Genomic DNA, 20783 nt, shown 5'->3' with positions numbered 1-20783 from the left:
CTTAGGTATCAATAATTAAATAAAAGGGGATAAATTTCATCAAGCGTAGTCATTCCGTCGCGGAACAGGTTAAATGCATTCTCGGCTAAAGTCTTGATGCCTCTTTCTCCCAGCAGGTTTTGAATATACGTATTTCCTTGTTTGATTTCAATACCTAATTCATGGTCAATAGGAATAACTTCATAAACCGCTTTACGGCCCTTATAACCGGTATAATAACAGGCCTCACAACCTTTAGCTACGTATTGCCGGTTCACTTCTTCGTAAGGTTTAAAGTGTTTAGGGTATTGTGATTTATCAAATTCTTCGGCCTTTTTGCAGTGCGGGCAAAGCAAACGTAATAGCCGCTGAGCAACCGTTGTATTTAAGGTATTGGCCACTAAAAAAGAAGGTATGCCCATATCAATCAAACGGGAAACTGTTCCCCAGGCCGAATTGGTGTGGATCGTTGATAACACCAGGTGGCCTGTTAACGCTGCCCGGATAGCCATATTGGCCGTTTCCGGGTCGCGTATCTCACCCACCATAATCACATCCGGGTCCTGGCGAAGAAAGGTTCGCAAGGCAGATGCAAAGCCTAATCCAATTGACTCTTTCAGTTGCACTTGGTTAATTCCTTCAAGGGTGTATTCAACAGGATCTTCGATGGTGAGAATATTCCTTATATTTTTATTCAGCTCTTTAAGCGTTGCATAAAGCGTTGTGGTTTTGCCAGAGCCGGTCGGGCCGCTGATAAGCAATATCCCATTTGGACGTTTCACACCCTGAATGTAATTGTCCAAATCGAATTTGGAGAATCCTAATGCGTTGAGGTCGATATCCGTTGCATCGTTATTTAATAAGCGAAGTACAGCCTTTTCGCCAAACAGGGTGGGTAATACCGAAACCCGAATGTCAAACTGGTGTTCATCATGCTCAAAAGTTATCCTGCCATCCTGGGGTAAACGCTTTTCGGCAATGTCCAGATTTGCCTGTATTTTGATGATATTGATAAACTCGGGATAATCTTCTTGTTTAAGCAAATAACGTTCAATCATCATCCCATCGATACGAAATCGCACCCGGCATTTAGATTCATATGATTCGATATGAATATCACTACTGTTTAAATTTCGTGCCTCAACAATTAGCATCTGCAGATAGTTAATGGCATCCGATTCTCCTTTTACCCGTGTAATGGTCAAATCGGTTTGTGCACGCAGGTAATAAGTGGAAAGTAGTCGGGCAATATGAGCAGGAGGGAGTGGATGCAATTGAACCTTAAGCCCTGTTAAAATCTCTAACTCATCCTGAAGCTCGCCTGGGTCAAGTTCGCTGTCATAATATAACTGAAATAAATCGTCCGACTTTTCCTTCGGAAGTATACGATAATGCCATGCCTGTTCTTTACCAAGGAGGTGTACCTGGTCGGTGGTCAGGGTTATTTCAGGTATCAGTTCCATAGCAAAAGCATATTAATCAGGTAATCGTCGGTTTGTACGGAAGGGATTAATCTAAACCAGCTTAACGAAATTGTTGAAGCGAGCAAGAAAGATTGCAAACCGGCTAATGGTATACGTTTATTATTCGATTCACTAAACTGTTGATAAATAAGCCAACCTAAAAGTATCAGAATAACACTGGAAATATAGAACAGCATAAAATTCAATAAGGAGAGATAACAACCCGCAACAACCCAGAAAAGGATATCGCCGGCTCCTAATAAACCGTCATTAATGTTGACAAACTTTCTATGTTTTATCGAGAAGTATGAAGTCAACAAAATTAGTATGGCCCAAATGAATCCACCATTCGTCGATATCCTGTTTATGAAGATGCTGACTGGCAGGTTTCCGAAGTAATGCAGAAAAAACGATGCTATTATCAACAACGGAAACCAAAACCAATGAACTGCACGGTAACGCATGTCTTCAAAAAAAAGAGCAGCAAGGAAAACGATGATTAGTATTTGAACGACAAGCACATTAATCAGGTGTTACTTCGTGAAGTGTTTTATCCTGGTTTATTTCCCACACATTGAATTTCTCATTTCCATTGAAATCAACGACGGCTGTTGCTTTTGCGGTAAAGGTTGTTGTGGTTGCGCTGGTAATTTCAATACGGTAATTGGCGCGGCCATCTTTGCCCTCGGTAGTCAGCTTTTCCTGTATGAAGCCTAACTCGGTCAGGTCGGTTGTATACCGCGAATTTTCGTAGAAGTAGTTTTTCTCTAACGTGTGGATGAAACCTAACTGGCCTTTTGCTTCAAGTGCTTTGGCCTTAGTGATCAGCGGGAGTAGATTTGGTAAGGCGATTAATATGATGATGCCGATGATAACCAGCACCACTAAAATTTCAGTGAGGGTGTAGGCATTGAGCTTATGTTTGATAAAGGTATTGTTAGGTTTCATGTATGAGTACACTAAAGTAATAATTAGTTTAGTGCTTTGCAATAATATATTTTAACCAATTTATCCGGTTGTACTTAAAGTGATGGGATAAGGTGTTTTTTGATGAATTATTAATAAATAAAAATTTTTTTTATTCAATAAACAAATGTAATATTGAATTCAACACAACCTTATTATGAACCAATTGCTCAATATCCCAAAACTCTGGTGCTCATCAAGTAGATTTAAACAGGCCTCCAACGTTCTTTACAAGCTCAATTCATTGATTATACAAATATCCTAAGTATTAGTATGCGATAGTTAAGGGTTTTAAATAAAGAAAAAATTTTTGAAAGGCTTAATTAATATTCGGCTATTTTACACCCGATGATTTATATTATTTCAATAAACCTATCACTCACTTTCCGTCATGCGCAAATTCTGTCGTTATTTATTTCTTATCTTTATCTCATTTTTATGTTTACCAATCAAGGCGATTTCCCAATCGAATGTTGAAATTTCTAAGATAATTCCCCCCTCTCCTACAGCCGCTTCCTTTGGTAATTTCGGGAATTATGCAAAAGGTACTTATAATGGAGTTCCAGGGATTGATATACCGCTATTGCAAACGATTGCTGCTGGGCAAAATATTTCCATTTCACTTAGTTATGATGCTTCAGGAACGAAAACAGGTCAGGATGCCAGTTGGGTTGGATTGGGGTGGTCTTTAAATGCAGGTGGTGGTGTTATCACAAGAACTGTTCGTGGGGCAGATGATCTTTATTCGTTTGGTTATCATAACGCATCCAATATGCCTACCGCGGCACAGTTGGAGCAATTTTTTAACACACAAGGTGCATCCGATCCGAATGGATTTATATCCACATATCTGATGTCTGTTAGAACAGGCCAAGCCGATGCTGAGCCTGATATTTTCAGTTTTTCGTTTGGGAGTAGCTCAGGCAGATTTGTTTTAGATAAATCGGTAAATGGTTCAAACATTTTGCAATTGGAGTCGTCAAATATTAAAATCGAATACTTGAATCCAGGTTGGAGAATTATTGATGGGGATGGGAACAAATATTATTTTAACGCACAGGAGCTTTCAACTGATTATTTTCAAACTAAGGATTACAGTATCGATTATGACGTGTTAGCCACAGACTTACTTGGAGAGGATATTAATCGGCATCCAATCGTCACTGCATGGTATCTGGATTCTGTGGTTACATCCAAGTCACAAAAGATTACTTACACTTACTATAATGATTTTACGATGAGTGTTTTAAATAAGTCTGAACAACAAATTTCCCACCTAAGTACTATAATGGGAGGTTCGTGTGCACCACCTTCTGCTTTTCTTCCGTATTACACTTTGTCACGGCAAATTATTGAGGCAAAATTGCCTCGGACTATACAGTTTGAGAATGGCATCATCGAATTTTATCCAGGTACCAGAACTGATATAAAGAATCCGCTCGGTAATTTCACAGGTGCGAGCCTATCCTACATAATGCATAAAAATTTAAAAGGAGAGATTCTAAAGCGCTTTGATTTCTTTTACAGTAATTTTAATGAAACGGACTGGGATCCATTAAATAAACGTCTAAAGCTTGATTCAGTGAAGGAAACGACAGATCCGTTACGGATTATTCCTGCACATAAATTTTCATACTTTAATCCAAATTCACTTGTTCCTAAGTATAGCAAGGCAATTGATCATTGGGGATACTATAACGGCAGAATAGAAAACACCACATTATTGCCAAAAGCATCTACAAATCTGCCTTATTTTAAATCATTTGCTGGAGGCAATCGAAGGCCGGATACGACTCTTGCTTTTTTACAAAATGGGGTGTTATCTTCCGTTGTTTATCCTACAGGCGGCAAAACGCAGTTTACTTATGAATTGAATGAATACACAAACTTGGCAGGTGATGACCTTTACGAGGGTAAAGACACAACAATATACACCGGAGTTAACCCTCCAAATTCCGGCTATATAAATCGAACGTTTACACTTAACCAAGTCACAGAGGTTAAATTTTATTTTGATTATTGGGATCCGAATAATCCTGATTACCGGGATGAATTTATACCAGATTATGCATTTTTGAAGTTGAATGGTGATACTTATTGGACCTTTCATAATGCTCAAAATTTCCCATACCCACCCTACGTTGATTACATACGTGAAACAATTTTACTCCTGGCTCCCGGAAACTATACATTAGTTGTAGGTGAGATACCAAATTCAAATTTTTATACTGCTGCGTCGGCAACTTTCGATCCTAAGATTCAGTTGGCACAGAGAAAGGGAGGAGGGCTTCGGATCAAGCGGATTCAGAATTTTGACGATAGGGGTAATCAAACCGTGAAGAGGTTTATGTATAACAATGGAGCATTATCGAGCGGAAAGTTGCTATTACCCGTGAGTTATACTTCTCCTTTATTTATAACCGGTACATATGATTGCGGTGAAAGTTTTGCGTCTCATTTGTTTTTAAGATATTCGAACACAGTAAATAGTTTTGGTTTTACAAAGCCGGGAACTATAGGTTATTCTAAAGTAACAGAATTACTTGATGAGAATGGCGAGAATGGAAGAGTTGAATATTTCTTTAAAAATGAAGCCAATGATTTTTTGCCGGTAGTTTCAGTTCCTGTTCAAATTCCTATCTCGAATGGCAAGTTAGATTCGATTAAGACATTTGATGCAACCAATAAATTGCTCAAAAAAACTACCTATGAATATAATTATGCTGGTTTTCCTGAACTGCCAGGAATAAAACTCGTTACAGTGCCTTTTTCAACGACTGGTTTCCATACCATGACTTATGGAAACTATTCTAATTGGATGACTCCTAAAAAAGAAATAGATATAGTTTATTCGGGCTCTGACTCAGTAACTGTTACGCGCAATTTTTATTATGAGAACCCTGTACATAAGAATTTGACGAAGTTAGAGAGTACGACATCGAATGGGGATAACCAGACGGTGACGTATAAGTACCCATATGATTTGCGTTCGGGCGGCAGTCCTAACGTTTACAATGCGATGTCAGACCGTAATATGCATAATCCGGTTATCGAGGAAAGTGTTTATCGCAACGGGGCGTTTTTGAATCAGAAGGTTACCGGCTTTGATTATTGGAAAAATGGAGGCTGGGGAGACAACACCGCAAAACTGATATTGCCTAAGAGCGTTGATACCCGTCAGGGAAGTGGCAGTGCAGAACCGCGTATTACCTATAAAGGATACGATGATAAAGCGAACCTGTTGAGCCAGTCACTGGCCGAAGGCCCGGGAATGAGTTATCAGTGGGGCTATAACCGGCAATATCCAATAGCAGAGGTGAAGAATGCCTTATCAAATGAAGTCTATCACCATAACTTCGAGGAAACAAGCGATTTCCCATCTGGGGTCGTGTATGACAACACGCATGTGCGGACGGGCCAGGTGTCAGGCCTGATCGTCAATAACAGCTCATCTGAGAATGTATACCATAGCAATACCTGGCTTCAGATCAACCAGAACGGACGTAACCGCAAGTACCGATACGCAGGTTGGGTTTACAGTACTGGGCCCTCCGTAGAGTTGTTTTTGTTTATGAAAAGACCAGGTGAAACTGGGTATCTGAGCTACGTGGATGCCGTGCTGACCACAGAGGTTAACAAATGGGTTTACCTGGTGAAGGAATTCGAGGTTCCGGCGGACGTAACGCAGCTGAATATGCGTATCGATAACAATGGCGGCGGTAGTGTATGGTTCGATGACTTGTCCATCTGTCCCGCAGATGCACAGTTAAGCACCTATACCTATAAACCATTGGTAGGCATCACTTCTATGATAGACCCAAGGGGGCAGGTAACAACGTATGAATACGATAGTTTTCAACGCCTGAAGACCGTGCGTGATGAGAACGGCAAGGTCGTGAAGGATATGGAATATCATTATAAGAACCAACAATAAACCTTATTACAGCGATATGAAAAAGCTATTTATTATAGTCCTGCCTTTATTATTAATGATAACGGTAAAGGAAGGTTACGGTCAGAAGTCACAGCAGCAGGACGCCCAACAGTTGCGGAAACAACAACTTAGACAAGACAGCTCAATGAGACGACAGCGTCAGTATTACCGTCAGTCCCTGCATGTGGATTCCGTGAAGGCCCAGCAGGTTTCCCAAGTTCAGGACGAGTATAAAGCGGGCCTGAATGCCGTGATGGCAGATGCCGGTCTTAATGAGGAACAAAAAAAGCAGAAGATTAAAACGCTGATGCAGGAGAAGAACCGAAAGCTGAAAAGCATGCTCACTCCTGAGCAACAGGCAAAGATCATCCCGAGCACAGAACGTACGCCGGAAAAACCCTAATACCACAACTACTTTATCACACACCTCAACCATTATGAACCTGAAGCCTTTTACCGCCGGGACGTATTTGCGTACGCTTGCAGTGCTGTTATTCACCCTGATACTGGGCGCAACAGCAAAAGCCCAAAGCGGTACGTCTATGTACGATGCATATCCGGCCGGCTCATTTACGGCCTGCGGCGGTTCCTACTCAGACTACCGGAATAACTTTTATTATAACGGCGTGTATTACTACAGTTCGACGGGTTATTCCAGCCCGGATGTATGGTACAGCCTGACGGCAGATGCGGGAACGGACCTGACAGTATCGCTTTGCGGAAGCAATTATGACACTTACCTACGTGTTCTTGATGAGTGGGGGAATGAAGTATATTCCAATGACGACTCCCAGTGCGGGCCATCATCATATCTGCAATATACGGTACCCTCAACAGGGGTGTACTATGTTGTAGTAGAGGGCTATAATGATTACACCGGGGATTATGCGTTGTCTATTACGTCCTCTGGGGGAGGTTTGCCTGAAGGTGCGAATATGTCGAATGCAATTGATGCGGGGTCATTCAGTATTACAGGGAGCTATAGTGATACACGGAGTAACGCACTTTCGTGCCTAGGTAATGATATGGGGCAGCCCAGCAACGATATTTACTATCGCTTTACCCTGAACAGTGCGGCTACGGTAACACTATCCCATTGCGGAAGCGGGTTTGATACCTACCTTCATTTATTGAACAGCAGCGGAACGGTCATCGCCTCAAATGATGATAACGGTCCATCGTGTGCCGGTAATGCAGCATCGCTTCAAATGGTGGCGCTTGCTGCGGGGACTTATTATGTAGTTAACGAGGGGTACGGAACCAATACCGGCAATATAGCCTTTCAATTGTCGGTCAGTATGCAGTTGGCGCCGAATATCAGTTACGCGCAGGCAGGGACACTGAGTTTACCGGTGGGACAACCTGCTTCCGGTATATCCCCAACGAACAACGGCGGCCCAACGTATGCTTACGGACAGACGGTAACGTTTGCGGGTAGCGGCAACATAGGAGCAACAGACGGCAACGGGACAGCCGCAAGTTTTTATCAGCCACTTGGCTTGGGCACTGATGCTTCAGGCAATATCTATGTGGCCGACACAGGCAATGACCGTATACGTAAAGTGACACCCTCAGGTATAGTAAGTACATTTGCCGGGGGCGTAACAGGTTACGCCGACGGGACAGGAACCAGCGCGCGCTTCAACCACCCCTCCAGTACCAGCACTGACGCTTCAGGGAATGTATACGTGGGTGACCAAAGCAATCACCGGATACGTATGATCAGTCCTTCTGGTGTGGTATCAACCCGGGCGGGTAACGGTACAGCCGGATATGCAGACTACGTATCGTTGTCTGCTTCATTTAATGTTCCTATCGGAATAGCAATGGACGCTTCGGGCAATCTGTATGTTGCCGACACCTGGAACCATCGTATCCGTAAGGTAGCAGCCAACAATATGGTCAGCACGGTAGCCGGCTCCGGTGGTACCGGTATGAATAACGGGGCGGCGTTATCTTCCACTTTTAACTATCCTACAGCTGTGGCAGTCGGCCCTTCTAATATTCTTTACGTGCTGGACCGTTATAACCATGCAATCCGCAGGATCGATGCTTCAGGGAATGTGACCACGCTTGCGGGTAACGGCAGTGCAGGCTTTGCCGATGGTTCCGGCGGTAGCGCCCAGTTTTACTACCCTACCGGTATGGTGATAGATGGTGCCGGAAACCTGTATGTTGCCGATGAGTATAACCACCGAATCCGCAAAGTGACTCCTCAAGGCGTGGTAACTACCATTGCGGGCAGTGGCAGTATCGGTAATATAGAAGGAACCGGTACTGCTGCCATGTTTAATTATCCTTATGGTATAGCATTAGATCCTAACGGTAATATATTGACGAGTGAACTGGGTAGCCATAAGATACGTAAGATTGTTACTGCACCATTCAGTATCAGCCCTGCCCTACCCCAAGGCTTGGCATTCAACCCGCAGACCGGGGTAATCAGCGGTACCCCTGCCGTATCTTCCCCGGCAACCCTATATACTATAACAGCCATTGGCTCGGGTGGTGTGGGCATAACTACCCTGACGATAGCGACGACTGGCTCAGGCAGTGGCAGCAACCCGCAGCTCTATAGCAATCAGAACTATATCCTGACACGCAGCCCACGGGTAGAAGTAACCGATGCGAGCACGCTGGGTAGCCGTCCGGCTTCAGAAGTCATCTCAGCAATCCAGTACTTTGACGGCCTCGGGCGTCCTATGCAGGTGGTTCAGTTCAATGCTAATCAGGATGGAACTAAAGATTTGGTGCAGCCCATCGCGTATGACCAGTTTGGGCGCGAAGCTACCAAATATCTGCCTTACACCGCTTCAGGAACCACAGGAATCTTCCGGAATAATGCCCTTGCAGAGCAGCAGGCGTTTTACCACCCTGGCGGTAGCGGGAACAGCGGCGACCAGTTGGGCGGCGGTCTGGTCAGGATACCAACACCATATGGGATAACGAAATTTGAACCCTCGCCACTGAACCGCCCTGTTGAGCAAGGTGCACCTGGCGATGCGTGGCAACCGGCAGGTTCTGGTATAGCCGGTTCGGGACATACGGTCCGTACCGCCTATATGAACAATACAACAGATGGCGAAAGGGCGGTGAGATTATACCGGTCTACACCAGTAAGCGCAGGGGACTATAGACGGAGCCTGAGCGGTAATGGCTATTATCCGGGTGGCAGCCTTTATCTGACAGTGTTGAAAGATGAGAACTATATAGAGGGGGCTGACGGTCTGGCGGGGCAAGTGCACGAGTATAAGGACAAAGAAGGCCACATCGTGCTCAAACGGACATTCAACCGGAGGCAGGATAATAGTATTGAAACGCTGTCGACGTATTACGTGTATGATGACTTCGGCAACCTGAGCTTCGTACTGCCGCCCGGAGCGCACCCGGACGATACCGCTGTTCCCGTGCAGGGCGCACTCGATGCCTTGTGTTACCAGTACCGTTATGACGGCAGGAACCGCTTGGTTGAGAAGAAGATTCCAGGCAAAGGTTGGGAGTTCATCGTTTATAACAGGCTTGGACAGGTGGTGATAACCCAGGATGCCAACCAGCGTTCCAAAAGCCCGCAGCAAATGAACTATACAAAGTATGATGGGCTTGGCAGGGTGATTATGACCGGAATATGGATTGACGATTTGCACGGTAATCAACCTGACATAGATATCCGGCAAGACTTACAAACTATTGCTAATTCCGTTGGGCAATGGGAGGAACGCGTCAGCAATAATTCTGATGGGCAAAACAGCGGTTATAGCAATAATGCGATTCCACAAGGTAGCTTTGGGCAATTACTTACCATAAACTACTACGATGATTATAGCTTTTCCAGCAACCCTTTCGGCGGCCCAACAGGTAATCAGAGTATACGGACTGTTGGTTTGTTGACGGGTTCCAAAACGAACATACTGGGTACGAACGATTATTTGTGGACTGTGAATTACTATGATGAAGAGGGGCGTTTGGTGCAGAGCAAGACCCAGAACCACCTGGGGGGGGCGGATATAGTCAAAAACAGCTGGAACTTTTCAGGCGAACTAACGGCGACGACCCGGGATCATACGGCCCCGGGACAGTCGGTAACGATAGCCAATGTATATAAGTATGACCATATGGGCAGGAAGACGGATAGCTGGCAGCGTATCAATGGTACGCAGGACAGCGTTCTGTTGAGCAGGCTGGAATATAGCGAGCTTGGCCTACTGCGGAACAAGCAGATAGGCAATAACCTGCAAAGTATAGCCTATAGTTACAATGAACGGGGCTGGCTGAAAGCGCAGAACTCCAATGCATTCAATATGCGGCTGAGCTATCAGGATCACGGGAATGCCGCCTACCGTCAGTGGAACGGCAATATCACCAGCCAGGTATGGGGCCCTGCCGCCAACCCTAACCTGCACTATTATGATTATACCTATGATAAGCTAAACAGGTTGTTGAGCGGGACATCGGACGAGGGCTTCAACGAGACATTGGGGTATGATGTGATGGGAAATATACAAACCCTGAGCCGTAACCCGATGGGGACGAATACATACGGATATAGTGGTAACCAACTGACCTCGATATCTGGTTTTGTGAACGGTACGTTTGTTTATGATATGAACGGTAACCAGACACAGGACAATACAAAGGGGATAAATATTACCTATAATCAGTTGAACCTGCCGCAGCTGATTAGTAAACCATCTACAGGCGAGACGATGACTAACCAGTGGCTGGCCACAGGGATCAAAACACGTAAGGTTGTGGGTGGCATAACAAGGGATTATATCGGGGGCATCGAGTACAATAATGGCAGTATCGAGTTCATCCAGACGGAAGAAGGCCGGGCATTGCCTAATGGAAGTGGAGGCTATACGTATGATTATATGCTTCGTGACCATCTGGGTAACACCAGGGTATTGCTCAAGCATGATGGCACGGTACTGGAGACAAGCGACTACTACCCGTTCGGTTTGCAGGTGCAACGGTCAGGTACTACAATACCTTCACCGGAGAACCGTTACAAGTATAATGGGAAAGAATTGCAAACAGAGATGGGGCTTGGACAGTATGACTATGGCGCAAGGTTCTATGATCCCGTCATTGGAAGGTGGACGAGTGTTGATCCGCTTGGGGAATTGGGAAGAAGATGGAGCCCATATAATTATGGAATGAATAACCCTATAAAGTACCTTGATCCGGATGGGATGTGGACTGAAACTGCCAATGGTTATAAGTCTGAGAATGCGGCAGAGGCACAAGCTTTCTTTAGAAATTTGCAGAATCAGCAAAACGACAATGATGATAAAAACAAAAAAGGAGAAAAGGGAAAAAACAAAGACGGTTCTAAACGAGAAAAGCCAGATTACACTCCACCTAAACCTGAGTATAAAAAGAAGGGCTTACCGGGGTTTCCGGGTTCAAAACCTCTACCGAGTCAAAAGGGCGCAAGGCCAAGTTGGGATTTGGGCGGAACCATTCCCTCTGCTGAAGCCGATAAAGATCCAGAAGATCAATGGAAGGTGCCAAAAGGCTGGTGGGGAGAATGGGATAGTGAGAATGCCGAAATAGAAGTGTATGATAAGCAAGGTAAACACCGTGGGGCTTGGGATCCGGAGAGTGGTGCGAACAAAAAAGAAGGTAAGAAAAACCGTAAGCCTACTTACGATAAATTTCACAACGAAGAACCGGACTCTCCTCCTATAAGAACAACAGATGCGCAACCAAATAGGGGATTACATCCAACTACAAAAAGAACTTTTGGAGTTGGCGTTGTTTTGACGGCAATATTAGTGTTTGCGTTACACCTTGTCGGTGGGGGTAGTTGAGAACTTTTTTAATATTATTATTATACACTGACCATCACAAATAGACCGAAAGTCAAATTAATGGATCAACACTTATAGGGTTTCTATTAGCGTTGTTAATCGCATTGTAGATTATGAAAAACGATTATTTTTATCAAGCGTACTTAGAAATTGTTTTAGTTTCAACAAATACTATTCTTGGGTTTATTAATATTTCACACATTTCTTACGAAAAATTTGAAATTATATTTAGCAATCAAATAAATAACGAGAGGTTTCTTTTCGATGATTCAATGAGTTATTTTATAGGGGAAGATTTATATAAGGAACATAAAGAATTTTTAGATGAAGCAATTCCTTTCAAGTTTAACTTTGATTTATTTTCATATAGCGTAAGTTTGACCGGTGATTCCATGGAAAACTATGTGAAAGATTACTATACGGAATTGCCACAACCATTTGAGAAATAGAGATAAAATGTGTATAGATACTGTGATCCCTTGTGCTGGCGCGAGCGTGCAGTTCGTGACCTAAACTGACAAGTAGATATTTTGTATAAGCCCAGCCTCACAAGCTGGGCTTTTCTATTTCTTGTAAGCTAACCTAGTTTTAGCGTGTTGAATGAGGCATGGGGCTTGCCCTGGAAGAGGAGTTTGGAACAACCGTCTTTAGAGACCAAACGCAACGAACCTTTGCCAAGTCCATTTCACAGGATTGGAGACGATAGCGTGTTTAAGACCTCGCCCACTGACTTCTTAAAAGTTCACCATCTACCATAACGCTTAACACAAATCAATAATCCTTAATCACAAACCCAAGATTACAACTATGAACAAGATCATCCTATGTGCTATTACCATAGCCACATTACTTACCTCATGCTCTAAAAGCAACGGTACCGTAACAGAAGAGCCTAACAAAGTTGAGCCAACAGTACTCCTAACCAAAATCACCAATGCTACACCGGGAGCTGACAACGGCAAGATCATAGCCGAGTTTACCTACAATGGTAAACAGCTCATTAAAGCAGCATTGAATAAGAAGTCAGACGGCACATTTGAAGAGTCGCATATCTTCAACTATAGCAGTACCGGCCAGCTTACAGGCACCACTATCAGTAGTGGTCAGTACGGCTACCGCAAAGCTGATGTAACTTACAGCGGCACTAACATCTCAACCATTAAATTCACCCGTTACGATAACACGGTAAGAGGGCATACACTTACCTATCAAAATAATCGTTTAGCTACATGGCGCATGGACATGGGCTTTGGTATTCAGGTTGGCTTAGAATATACCTATGATGCCAATGGACATAATACTAAACGCGTGGAAACGGAGTACTCAAGCCCGGCTAAGTCTTACACGTTTAACTACAACACATTTGATAGCAAAAACAACCTGCCATCTGCATTACCTTACTGGATATACTTCAGAACTTACCAGGTTAGCGGCATTGGAGAGGTGATAGGTAGCAATAACCCACTTACCGGCAATGAGGACGGACCAGCAGGTAACTACATCTATACCTATAACAGCAATGGCTATCCATCTAAGGTAACCACCATAGTAGGTACAAGGGAAGAAGCTTATACCTATGAGTATGTGGAAGTGAAGTACCGTTAATGAACAAAGAACCAGAGAGTCTACCTTCAAACAGGTAGGCTTTCTTATTTTCAACCCTTATCTTAGAAGCAGACCAAGATGCTATGCAATACAATCCCATTACCCAAGAGCTGTATACTGATACCGGCACTTTCTTAAAGAAGCTGCATTGTCCGTTGGCTAAACGATGGGAGCAGTTAGACCCTATGTCGACTGCACAGGCAAAGACTTGTAGCACTTGCGATAAAGCGGTTTATGACACCTCGCTTTTAGAGGATAGCGCATTGCAGGAGCTGCTGCAAAATGCATCTGATACCTGCTTAAAAGTGGACTTGAACCAACAAAACCTGACCATAACTTATGCAACCAACGAATAGAACTAACACACATACACAGCTTAGAATCATCAAAACAGCTCGGTCACAGAAAGCCATCAATGAGGCTGCCGAGCAGGGTTTCAGACCATTGGTAAAACCGGTTATACCATCGCCCGAGATCAGAAGTAAATACGCTGTATTGCAGGATAGAAAAACGGGTAAGATAGAGGTGGTTAGTGATTACCGCATGGCAGGTGCTTACGATAATATGAAGAATGTTATCGACTTTACGTTTTACTATCCTTACCGGTTCGAAAGCCCTTTTGCTGCTTACTTGGTTCCGCCCGACTTACAGGTAGGCGAATTGGTAGTGCTGGAAGACCTGATTGAGGATGTTATATCTGGTGAATGGAACCAGGGAGACATCTTTAGGCTTAAAAGCTGCCAGGCCATTTGGAATGGCAATGAGTTTATCTTGCAGCATGATCCCAATTTGCGTACAATGGTTGTTGGTTAACAACCGGATATTGTAACCGCAATATAAAGCTGTTGGTATAGGTTACTAGAGTAAGGTTCTTGCTATACAATGAACTTCAGTGCCAGTACGGGCAGAACCATTTCTATGGCAAACCCACCTTTTGCTGCTTAAGAGGGCAATGCCATAGAATGGAACTTTTGGGTAGCTCCACCTGACAAGCGCAGGAAGATAGGTATTCTTCACTGTAAGCTACACATACCGTCACGCCAAGCGTCATTCATTGCAGTAAGCTTAGCAGCACACTGCAACTCATTGCTTTTGCCTGGCTCTTTAAAAGTTAACATAGCCACTTCCCTGCACATGAACCATCCCACAGGCTCAGTCAACTTATAACCCATCACAGAAAGCAGCTTGTCATGCTGGTTGTGGTAGCAAAGGCGTTCATCATGGTGCTTCCCTCTGCCACTCATTTCATTCCGCTAACGCTACATACAATTCGCGCCAGTCAGCACCCTCGTTAGGCTCACCTGCTGTTCGCTCGGGCTGCACACCGTCACAGCTTTTGAGTGGCCTTTACGCTCACTTTTATAGTCAAAAGCAGCGCCAGTGTTTGTAAGCATTTCTACGCAGCCGCCTATCGGCTCCCTCTGCTTAGACCCTCGCTCAATTCGCAGGACGGCTCGCAATATCCTGTAGCTGAATACAGAAGGGAAGCATTATATTTGGTAGCAAAGAGTTCTTTGATAGAAGTTCTGTAGGAACAATAACCGCTACCTTTACAACGGTAAGGAAGTGCAGACGGACCTGGCCAATCAGTATGATTACGGCGCAAGGTTCTATGACCCCGTTATAGCACGATGGACCACTCCCGACCCACTAGCGGAGGTGAACCGCAGGTCGTCTCCTTTTGTTTATGGAAAAAATAATCCAATGCGATTTATTGATCCTGATGGTATGACTGATGAAGATTTGCTTGATAAATGGGAAAACGAAAGTCTTATAGCCAACGGATTTAATGTCGCAGCAGTTAAAGGCCCCGAGTGGGCTTCTAAAATGGCATTCAAGGTTCATCAAAAAGCTAATGAAAATGGAATCAACCGAAATGGAAAAGCAAAGGATAAATCCGAAGAGGAATTACGTGCAATAGAAATTGATGGGTTAAACAGTGGAACTGTTTGGGCAGATGAGAATCAGCATCAAACAGGAGAGTATTCTTTTATGCATGCAATGACTAATGACCCTGAGCAACGCCGTATGAATAAAGAATTAGCACTTGAGTTTGTAAGAAAATATTATGCACAAGCTCAGGAAAAACTAAAATCTGGTGATGCACATTTTGCGTATTTTTTACTGGGAGTAGCTTTGCATCCTTTGCAGGATGCTACGTCACCAGCACACGCAGGATGGCAAAAGTGGACTGGAAAGGAAAATTGGCTACAGTTAATACTTCACGCTGGTAAAGAACTTTTTTATCCAGGAACAGATAGTAATTTGCAAAAAATAACAAATAAAATATTAGACCTCTTCCAAAGTGGTAAGCCATTACCAAAATATGATTACTTTGAAAGTATAAAACCTGATTAATTGAATAAACAAGATCGATTATGAGAAATTCAATTTATTTCACAATAAAAGTTTTTGGTGCAACAATAATTATTAGCCCAATTGTTTTGATAATTTGGTCTTGGATATCCAGCCCATTACTAGCGGCGGCCGTTGACATCTTGGATTTAATCCGCTATGCAATACCGGTTGGAATTGTTGTATTTATTCCGTCTTTATTTATTATGGTTATAGCAACTTTTTTTTGGACACAAGGAAACGGAATCAAAGCTACTAAATTGCGGCTCGGAATATTAGCAAGTGCCTTAGTTCTTCTTCCAATAATAATATTTAGTTCCAATGCACTTTTAGATCCTAAATACTGGATTTCAATTTTGCCTTTATATTTTACCTATGCTTTCGTAATGATTACTTTGATAATTTTTATTCCTTTACCTAAGAGTAATAGATAAAATTGAAAGTTAAAAAAAAGTGACAGCGAAATTATGTGTTTATTTATGTTCGTTATTATTGTTTGAGTAATTTTAATACGATAAAACGAGGCTACTTGCCTTTAATCGCTGCAACCCCTCCGCGTGTGAATCAGAAAAAGGCGTTTGCCTCTCACGCCGGTTCGTCCGAGCCTTGTGTTGCATTTGGCGTTTCCCCCCAACTTCGCTTCGTCGTAAACGAATTGAATGGTGTTTCGATCTGTATTGGTGGTTCTTTAAATGTAGGTACTACCTCGATTAATTCTGTATTAACTACGCTGGATCATGATCTTTCAAAAAGATGAAAAAGAAAGTATTGATACACTTTCGCCTAGGTTAGGAGTAATCGTGTCTATACACAATTTACAACTTGGTCTTTTCGGTTGAATGGATTTCGAGTTTGGTTGTAGCGCTAAATAATGGAATTAATTACTTATCGTGGATTGGCTTCAATACTAGTGGACTTTGGAAGAAATGGTATTTAGTTGGTTATTGCCCACGGGCATATTTGTTGATACCTGTGGGCAGAGCCTTGACTCCGTTTTAATGACAAATCAAGTTTTGTTGTTTTTTAGTAAGGCAGCCATGTCGCGACTTATTTTCTTCTCCTGCACCCGAGCATAAATCTGTGTCGTGGTAATCTTGGTATGACCTAACATTTTGCTGACTGTTTCGATAGGAACATCGTTTCCCAAGGTAACAGTGGTGGCGAAGGTATGTCTTGCAATGTGCGTAGTAAGGTTCTTCCTGATACAACATAGGTCAGCAATCTCTTTTAAGTAGGCATTCATTTTCTGATTGCTCTTCAATGGAAGTAATTTATTTTTAATCTCACAAAGCACATGCCCCCTGTATTTTTCTATTATGGCTTTAGCCTCCGGCAGCAACGGAACGTTCGCAGTGATTGCTGTTTTCGTCCGATTGGCATTGATCCAATATTCGTCGCCATTCTTGATTACTATGTTTTCCTGAGTGAGCTTACTGGCATCTACGAAGGCATAGCCTGTGTAACAACTGAAAAGGAAACAATCTCTTACCTCTTCTAATCTCTTAATAGTAAACTTCTTTGAAGCAAGGACAGCCAGCTCTTCATCGGTGAGATGTGTGCGGGTGATTTTTCTTGTGGTACACTTAAATGCTAGGAAAGGGTTATGCGTTACCCACTTGTTGTGTACGGCAATGGTCAAAATCCTTTTAACCCGTTTGATATATCCCATTGCCGTATTGTGTTCAATTCCATCTTCGATTTTTAAGTACTTTTCAAAGGCTGTGATAAAAACGAAGTCAAGTTCATCAAGAAACATTTCCTCCCTGTGATACTTTGACTGGATGAATGCTTCTACTTTATCCCGAATGGTTTTGTATTTGGTCAACGTTGCTTTTACATAATCTTTTCCGACGAGTTTCTCGACATCTGCGTTGTGCCCATCAAATACCTCAAGAATGGTTTTGCGTCTTGTGCGGACAGAGGTATGCCCCAAGAATTTATTTTTAATATCCTCAGCGGTAAAACCACTGTCGCATTGCGACAGTGCAGTGTAAATATCATAGAGGGCATTACCAACATCGTTGATGTGCTTATTGATAACCCGCACTTCATTACTGCTTCCTTTCATAAAGCCGGAAGCCGCATCCCACTTGCGTGGGCTTAGCTTTTTTTTCAGTGAAATTTCAGCTCTCTTCCCTTCTACTGTAACCCTGGCGTACAAAGGCACCAATCCATTAACATCTGACTTTGCCTTGTTTGTCCAGAAAAGAACCGAAAAACTTTTAGAATTTTTCATAACCTCAAATTTTCAGCGTAACCGAATTAATAATTTTTGAACTGTTTTAATGTGTTTCAACTTATTCAAAATCAGTCAAATGAATCGGCATTCGGTTACCTAAAATAATGACTTTTGACAGGTAACCGAATAGGTAACCGGGCAAGTCATTTTTATTGGTATGAAACGGGCGCTAATGGCATAAAAAAAGCGCCTAAATCATTGATTTAAGCGCTTCCAGTGGGTTTTGACACCCTAATTGCGGAATGGACGGGACTCGAACCCGCGACCCCATGCGTGACAGGCATGTATTCTAACCAGCTGAACTACCACTCCTCCCGTTTGGGACTGCAAATATAGAAATCTCTCCTGCTCTTGCAAGAAGTGTTATAACGATTTATTAAAATTTACTTGATTTCTGTCTGCTTACACATCGATCCGGTCATTTTTATGCAGACTGAATTAATGTAAGGCGATATAGGAGAAATATCGAAAGAAGGATATTGCATTGAAATAGTCAAAACTAACAACCAATCAAAGCACTGATGCACTTAGTAGGCTTTGGCAAAATCATGAAAATCCTAACAAAACCTAAATTTAAAAGGCAATAAGATTATTGGCTTACGTGGGTTCGCCCTATCCACTTACCCTCTCATCATCGAACAGGTTAAGAAAACAACGGTAAGTAAATGTAATTTTAGCTTTCCATATATTGTAGGCTGCCAAATGGGGCAAGCTTATTTGCCTTTGGATAGCCGTCACTATCCTAAACAATACCAGTATCCTTTAGGATAGTAGTATCTTTTAATATCACACATGCTTATGTTTGCACCATATAATTGTTCAAACATGAAAATTCTGCATTTAATATCAAGCCCCCGCGGCGAAGCTTCATTCAGTATAAAACTGGGTAATGCCATAGTTGAAAAGTTACAGGCCTCTAACCCCGGCAGTACGGTTAAAACACATAATCTGGCCAACAAACCTTTTCCACATTTGGAGGAAGTACATTTAAATTCCTTTTTCACACCTGTTGAAAACCATTCCCCTGAGCAAAAAGCAGCCATCAAACACTCTGATGATGCCATCGCAGAATTACAGGAAGCTGATGTTATTGTAATTGGCGCACCATTATACAACTTCAATATTCACTCTACACTTAAAGCCTGGATAGATCACATTGCCCGTGCGGGTAAAACATTCAGTTATTCTGAAGCAGGTCCCGAAGGTTTGGTAAAGGGCAAAAAAGTTTATGTTGCCATTTCTTCGGGTGGGGTATATACCGAAGGGCCCGTATAAAGCTTACGATTTTATTGAACCATACCTGCGCGGTGTGTTGGGCTTTTTAGGGATGACCGACGTTACTGTTTACCGTGTAGAAGGTATAAGCATAGCCGGACTAAAAGAGACTGCATTAGAAAAAGGCATTAACAGTATTAACATTTAAGTAGCGGTTACATGATATTGAGGCCGGGCGATATTTAAGCGCCCGGCTTTGTTGTTTATAGCGTTTATTATTTATTGTTAACTTTAAGGAATGTAAGTGCAGTATAATCTTACCAAATAATTTAGGAGTATAACGATTGCGGCAAAATAATTTTGCAATATTTGCGACATTAAAACTTTTAGTTATAGTCTATAACCAATTGTAGCATTGATATGAATTACGCTTTAAATAACATACCCGAACGCACCCCAAAACCTCGCAGCAGCGGCATGACTATGGTTATGGACAAAGGCTTGAGCTTACGCCAGGTGGAGGATTTTTTAGAAGTTTCGGCTGAATATACTGACATTGTAAAGCTGGGTTGGGCAACGTCATACGTTACGCCTAACCTTAAAGAAAAGCTTAACCTTTACAAACAAGCCGGTATACCCGTTTACTTTGGCGGTACCTTATTTGAAGCGTTTATCATCCGTAACCAATACGATGATTATTGCCGCATGCTTGATACCTTTGGTTTACAATACGCCGAGGTTTCTGACGGCTCTATTACCATTGAGCATGATTTAAAATGCGAATACATCAGTAAGCTAAGCAAGCAGGTAACTGTAATATCAGAAGTTGGCTCTAAGGATGTGCAAAAGATCTTTGCCCCATACAAATGGATTCAACTCATGAAGGCCGAGCTGGAAGCCGGCTCGTGGAAAGTAATTGCCGAAGCAAGGGAAAGCGGAAACGTAGGCATTTACCGCGATTCGGGCGAGGTGCGCCAGGGACTTGTGGATGAAATTTTAACCCAGATACCTGCCGAAACCATTATTTGGGAAGCCCCGCAAAAAGCACAGCAAACCTGGTTTATTAAATTAATAGGCACCAATGTAAACCTGGGTAACATTGCACCTGCTGATATGATACCGCTCGAAACACTGAGACTTGGTTTGCGAAGCGATACTTTTGATCATTTCTTAAATCAATAATGGCTGTTGCCTGTTTGCAAATAAACAGGCAT

13 protein-coding genes, 1 tRNA gene and 3 pseudogenes are annotated in these 20783 nt (G+C 42.8%); 13 read left to right on the top strand and 4 right to left on the bottom strand.

Annotated features, from left to right (window positions below):
- Positions 1-8: 8 nt before the first annotated feature.
- The gene (locus QE417_RS14040) at positions 9-1442 is read right to left on the bottom strand and encodes a GspE/PulE family protein (protein WP_311951022.1); all 1434 of its coding nucleotides are present in this window, start codon (positions 1440-1442) and stop codon (positions 9-11) included.
- A 522-nt stretch (positions 1443-1964) separates the two neighbouring features.
- Positions 1965-2390, bottom strand: coding sequence for a type IV pilin protein (locus QE417_RS14035; protein ID WP_311951019.1), 426 nt, complete (start codon positions 2388-2390; stop codon positions 1965-1967).
- 409 nt (positions 2391-2799) lie between these two features.
- Between QE417_RS14035 and QE417_RS14030 the strand changes: the two genes are divergently transcribed.
- The 11 genes and pseudogenes from QE417_RS14030 (at position 2800) to QE417_RS13990 (ending at position 16549) form a co-directional block, all read left to right on the top strand.
- A complete protein-coding gene (locus tag QE417_RS14030) occupies positions 2800-6342 on the top strand; it encodes an RHS repeat protein (RefSeq protein ID WP_311951016.1) in 3543 nt (1180 codons plus the stop codon).
- A 16-nt stretch (positions 6343-6358) separates the two neighbouring features.
- On the top strand, positions 6359-6745 hold the full coding sequence (locus tag QE417_RS14025) for a hypothetical protein (RefSeq protein WP_311951008.1): 387 nt from the start codon (positions 6359-6361) through the stop codon (positions 6743-6745).
- 34 nt (positions 6746-6779) lie between these two features.
- Positions 6780-7193, top strand: a pseudogene (locus tag QE417_RS23665) (PPC domain-containing protein); the annotation flags it as partial.
- A gap of 84 nt (positions 7194-7277) precedes the next feature.
- Entirely contained in the window at positions 7278-12155 is a 4878-nt protein-coding gene (locus QE417_RS14020) for a DUF6443 domain-containing protein (RefSeq protein WP_311951007.1), read from the top strand.
- Between the two features lie 113 nt (positions 12156-12268).
- On the top strand, positions 12269-12604 hold the full coding sequence (locus tag QE417_RS14015; RefSeq protein WP_311951006.1) for a hypothetical protein: 336 nt from the start codon (positions 12269-12271) through the stop codon (positions 12602-12604).
- Positions 12605-12962: 358 nt separating this feature from the next.
- Positions 12963-13760, top strand: a complete 798-nt coding sequence (locus QE417_RS14010) for a hypothetical protein (RefSeq protein ID WP_311951004.1) — start codon at positions 12963-12965, stop codon at positions 13758-13760.
- Between the two features lie 83 nt (positions 13761-13843).
- A complete protein-coding gene (locus QE417_RS14005; RefSeq protein WP_311951002.1) occupies positions 13844-14116 on the top strand; it encodes a hypothetical protein in 273 nt (90 codons plus the stop codon).
- Positions 14100-14573 carry a hypothetical protein gene (locus tag QE417_RS14000; RefSeq protein WP_311950999.1) on the top strand — a complete coding sequence of 158 codons (474 nt, stop codon included), beginning with the start codon at positions 14100-14102 and terminating at the stop codon, positions 14571-14573. Before QE417_RS14005 ends, QE417_RS14000 begins: the two co-directional genes overlap by 17 nt.
- A 753-nt stretch (positions 14574-15326) precedes the next feature.
- A pseudogene (locus tag QE417_RS23660) lies at positions 15327-15431 on the top strand (hypothetical protein); the annotation flags it as partial.
- 33 nt (positions 15432-15464) lie between these two features.
- Positions 15465-16118, top strand: a complete 654-nt coding sequence (locus QE417_RS13995) for a hypothetical protein (RefSeq protein ID WP_376717558.1) — start codon at positions 15465-15467, stop codon at positions 16116-16118.
- Positions 16119-16138: 20 nt separating this feature from the next.
- Entirely contained in the window at positions 16139-16549 is a 411-nt protein-coding gene (locus tag QE417_RS13990) for a hypothetical protein (RefSeq protein ID WP_311950997.1), read from the top strand.
- A 572-nt stretch (positions 16550-17121) separates the two neighbouring features.
- Here QE417_RS13990 and QE417_RS13985 read toward each other — a convergent pair.
- Positions 17122-18351: a site-specific integrase gene (locus tag QE417_RS13985; protein WP_311950996.1), complete on the bottom strand. Its 1230-nt coding sequence runs from the start codon at positions 18349-18351 to the stop codon at positions 17122-17124.
- A 241-nt stretch (positions 18352-18592) separates the two neighbouring features.
- A tRNA-Asp gene (locus QE417_RS13980) sits at positions 18593-18666 on the bottom strand.
- 480 nt (positions 18667-19146) lie between these two features.
- Between QE417_RS13980 and QE417_RS13975 the strand changes: the two are divergent.
- Together QE417_RS13975 and QE417_RS13965 are read left to right on the top strand one after the other, a co-directional pair.
- Positions 19147-19777 (top strand): annotated as a pseudogene (locus QE417_RS13975) (FMN-dependent NADH-azoreductase).
- A gap of 212 nt (positions 19778-19989) precedes the next feature.
- Positions 19990-20751, top strand: a complete 762-nt coding sequence (locus QE417_RS13965) for a phosphosulfolactate synthase (protein ID WP_311950989.1) — start codon at positions 19990-19992, stop codon at positions 20749-20751.
- Positions 20752-20783 lie beyond the last annotated feature (32 nt).

Origin of the sequence: Mucilaginibacter terrae (genome assembly GCF_031951985.1) — a bacterium.
Lineage (GTDB): Bacteria > Bacteroidota > Bacteroidia > Sphingobacteriales > Sphingobacteriaceae > Mucilaginibacter > Mucilaginibacter terrae_A.
The sequence above is the reverse complement of the archived record's forward strand: the minus strand, read 5'-3'. Positions and strand labels throughout refer to the sequence as shown.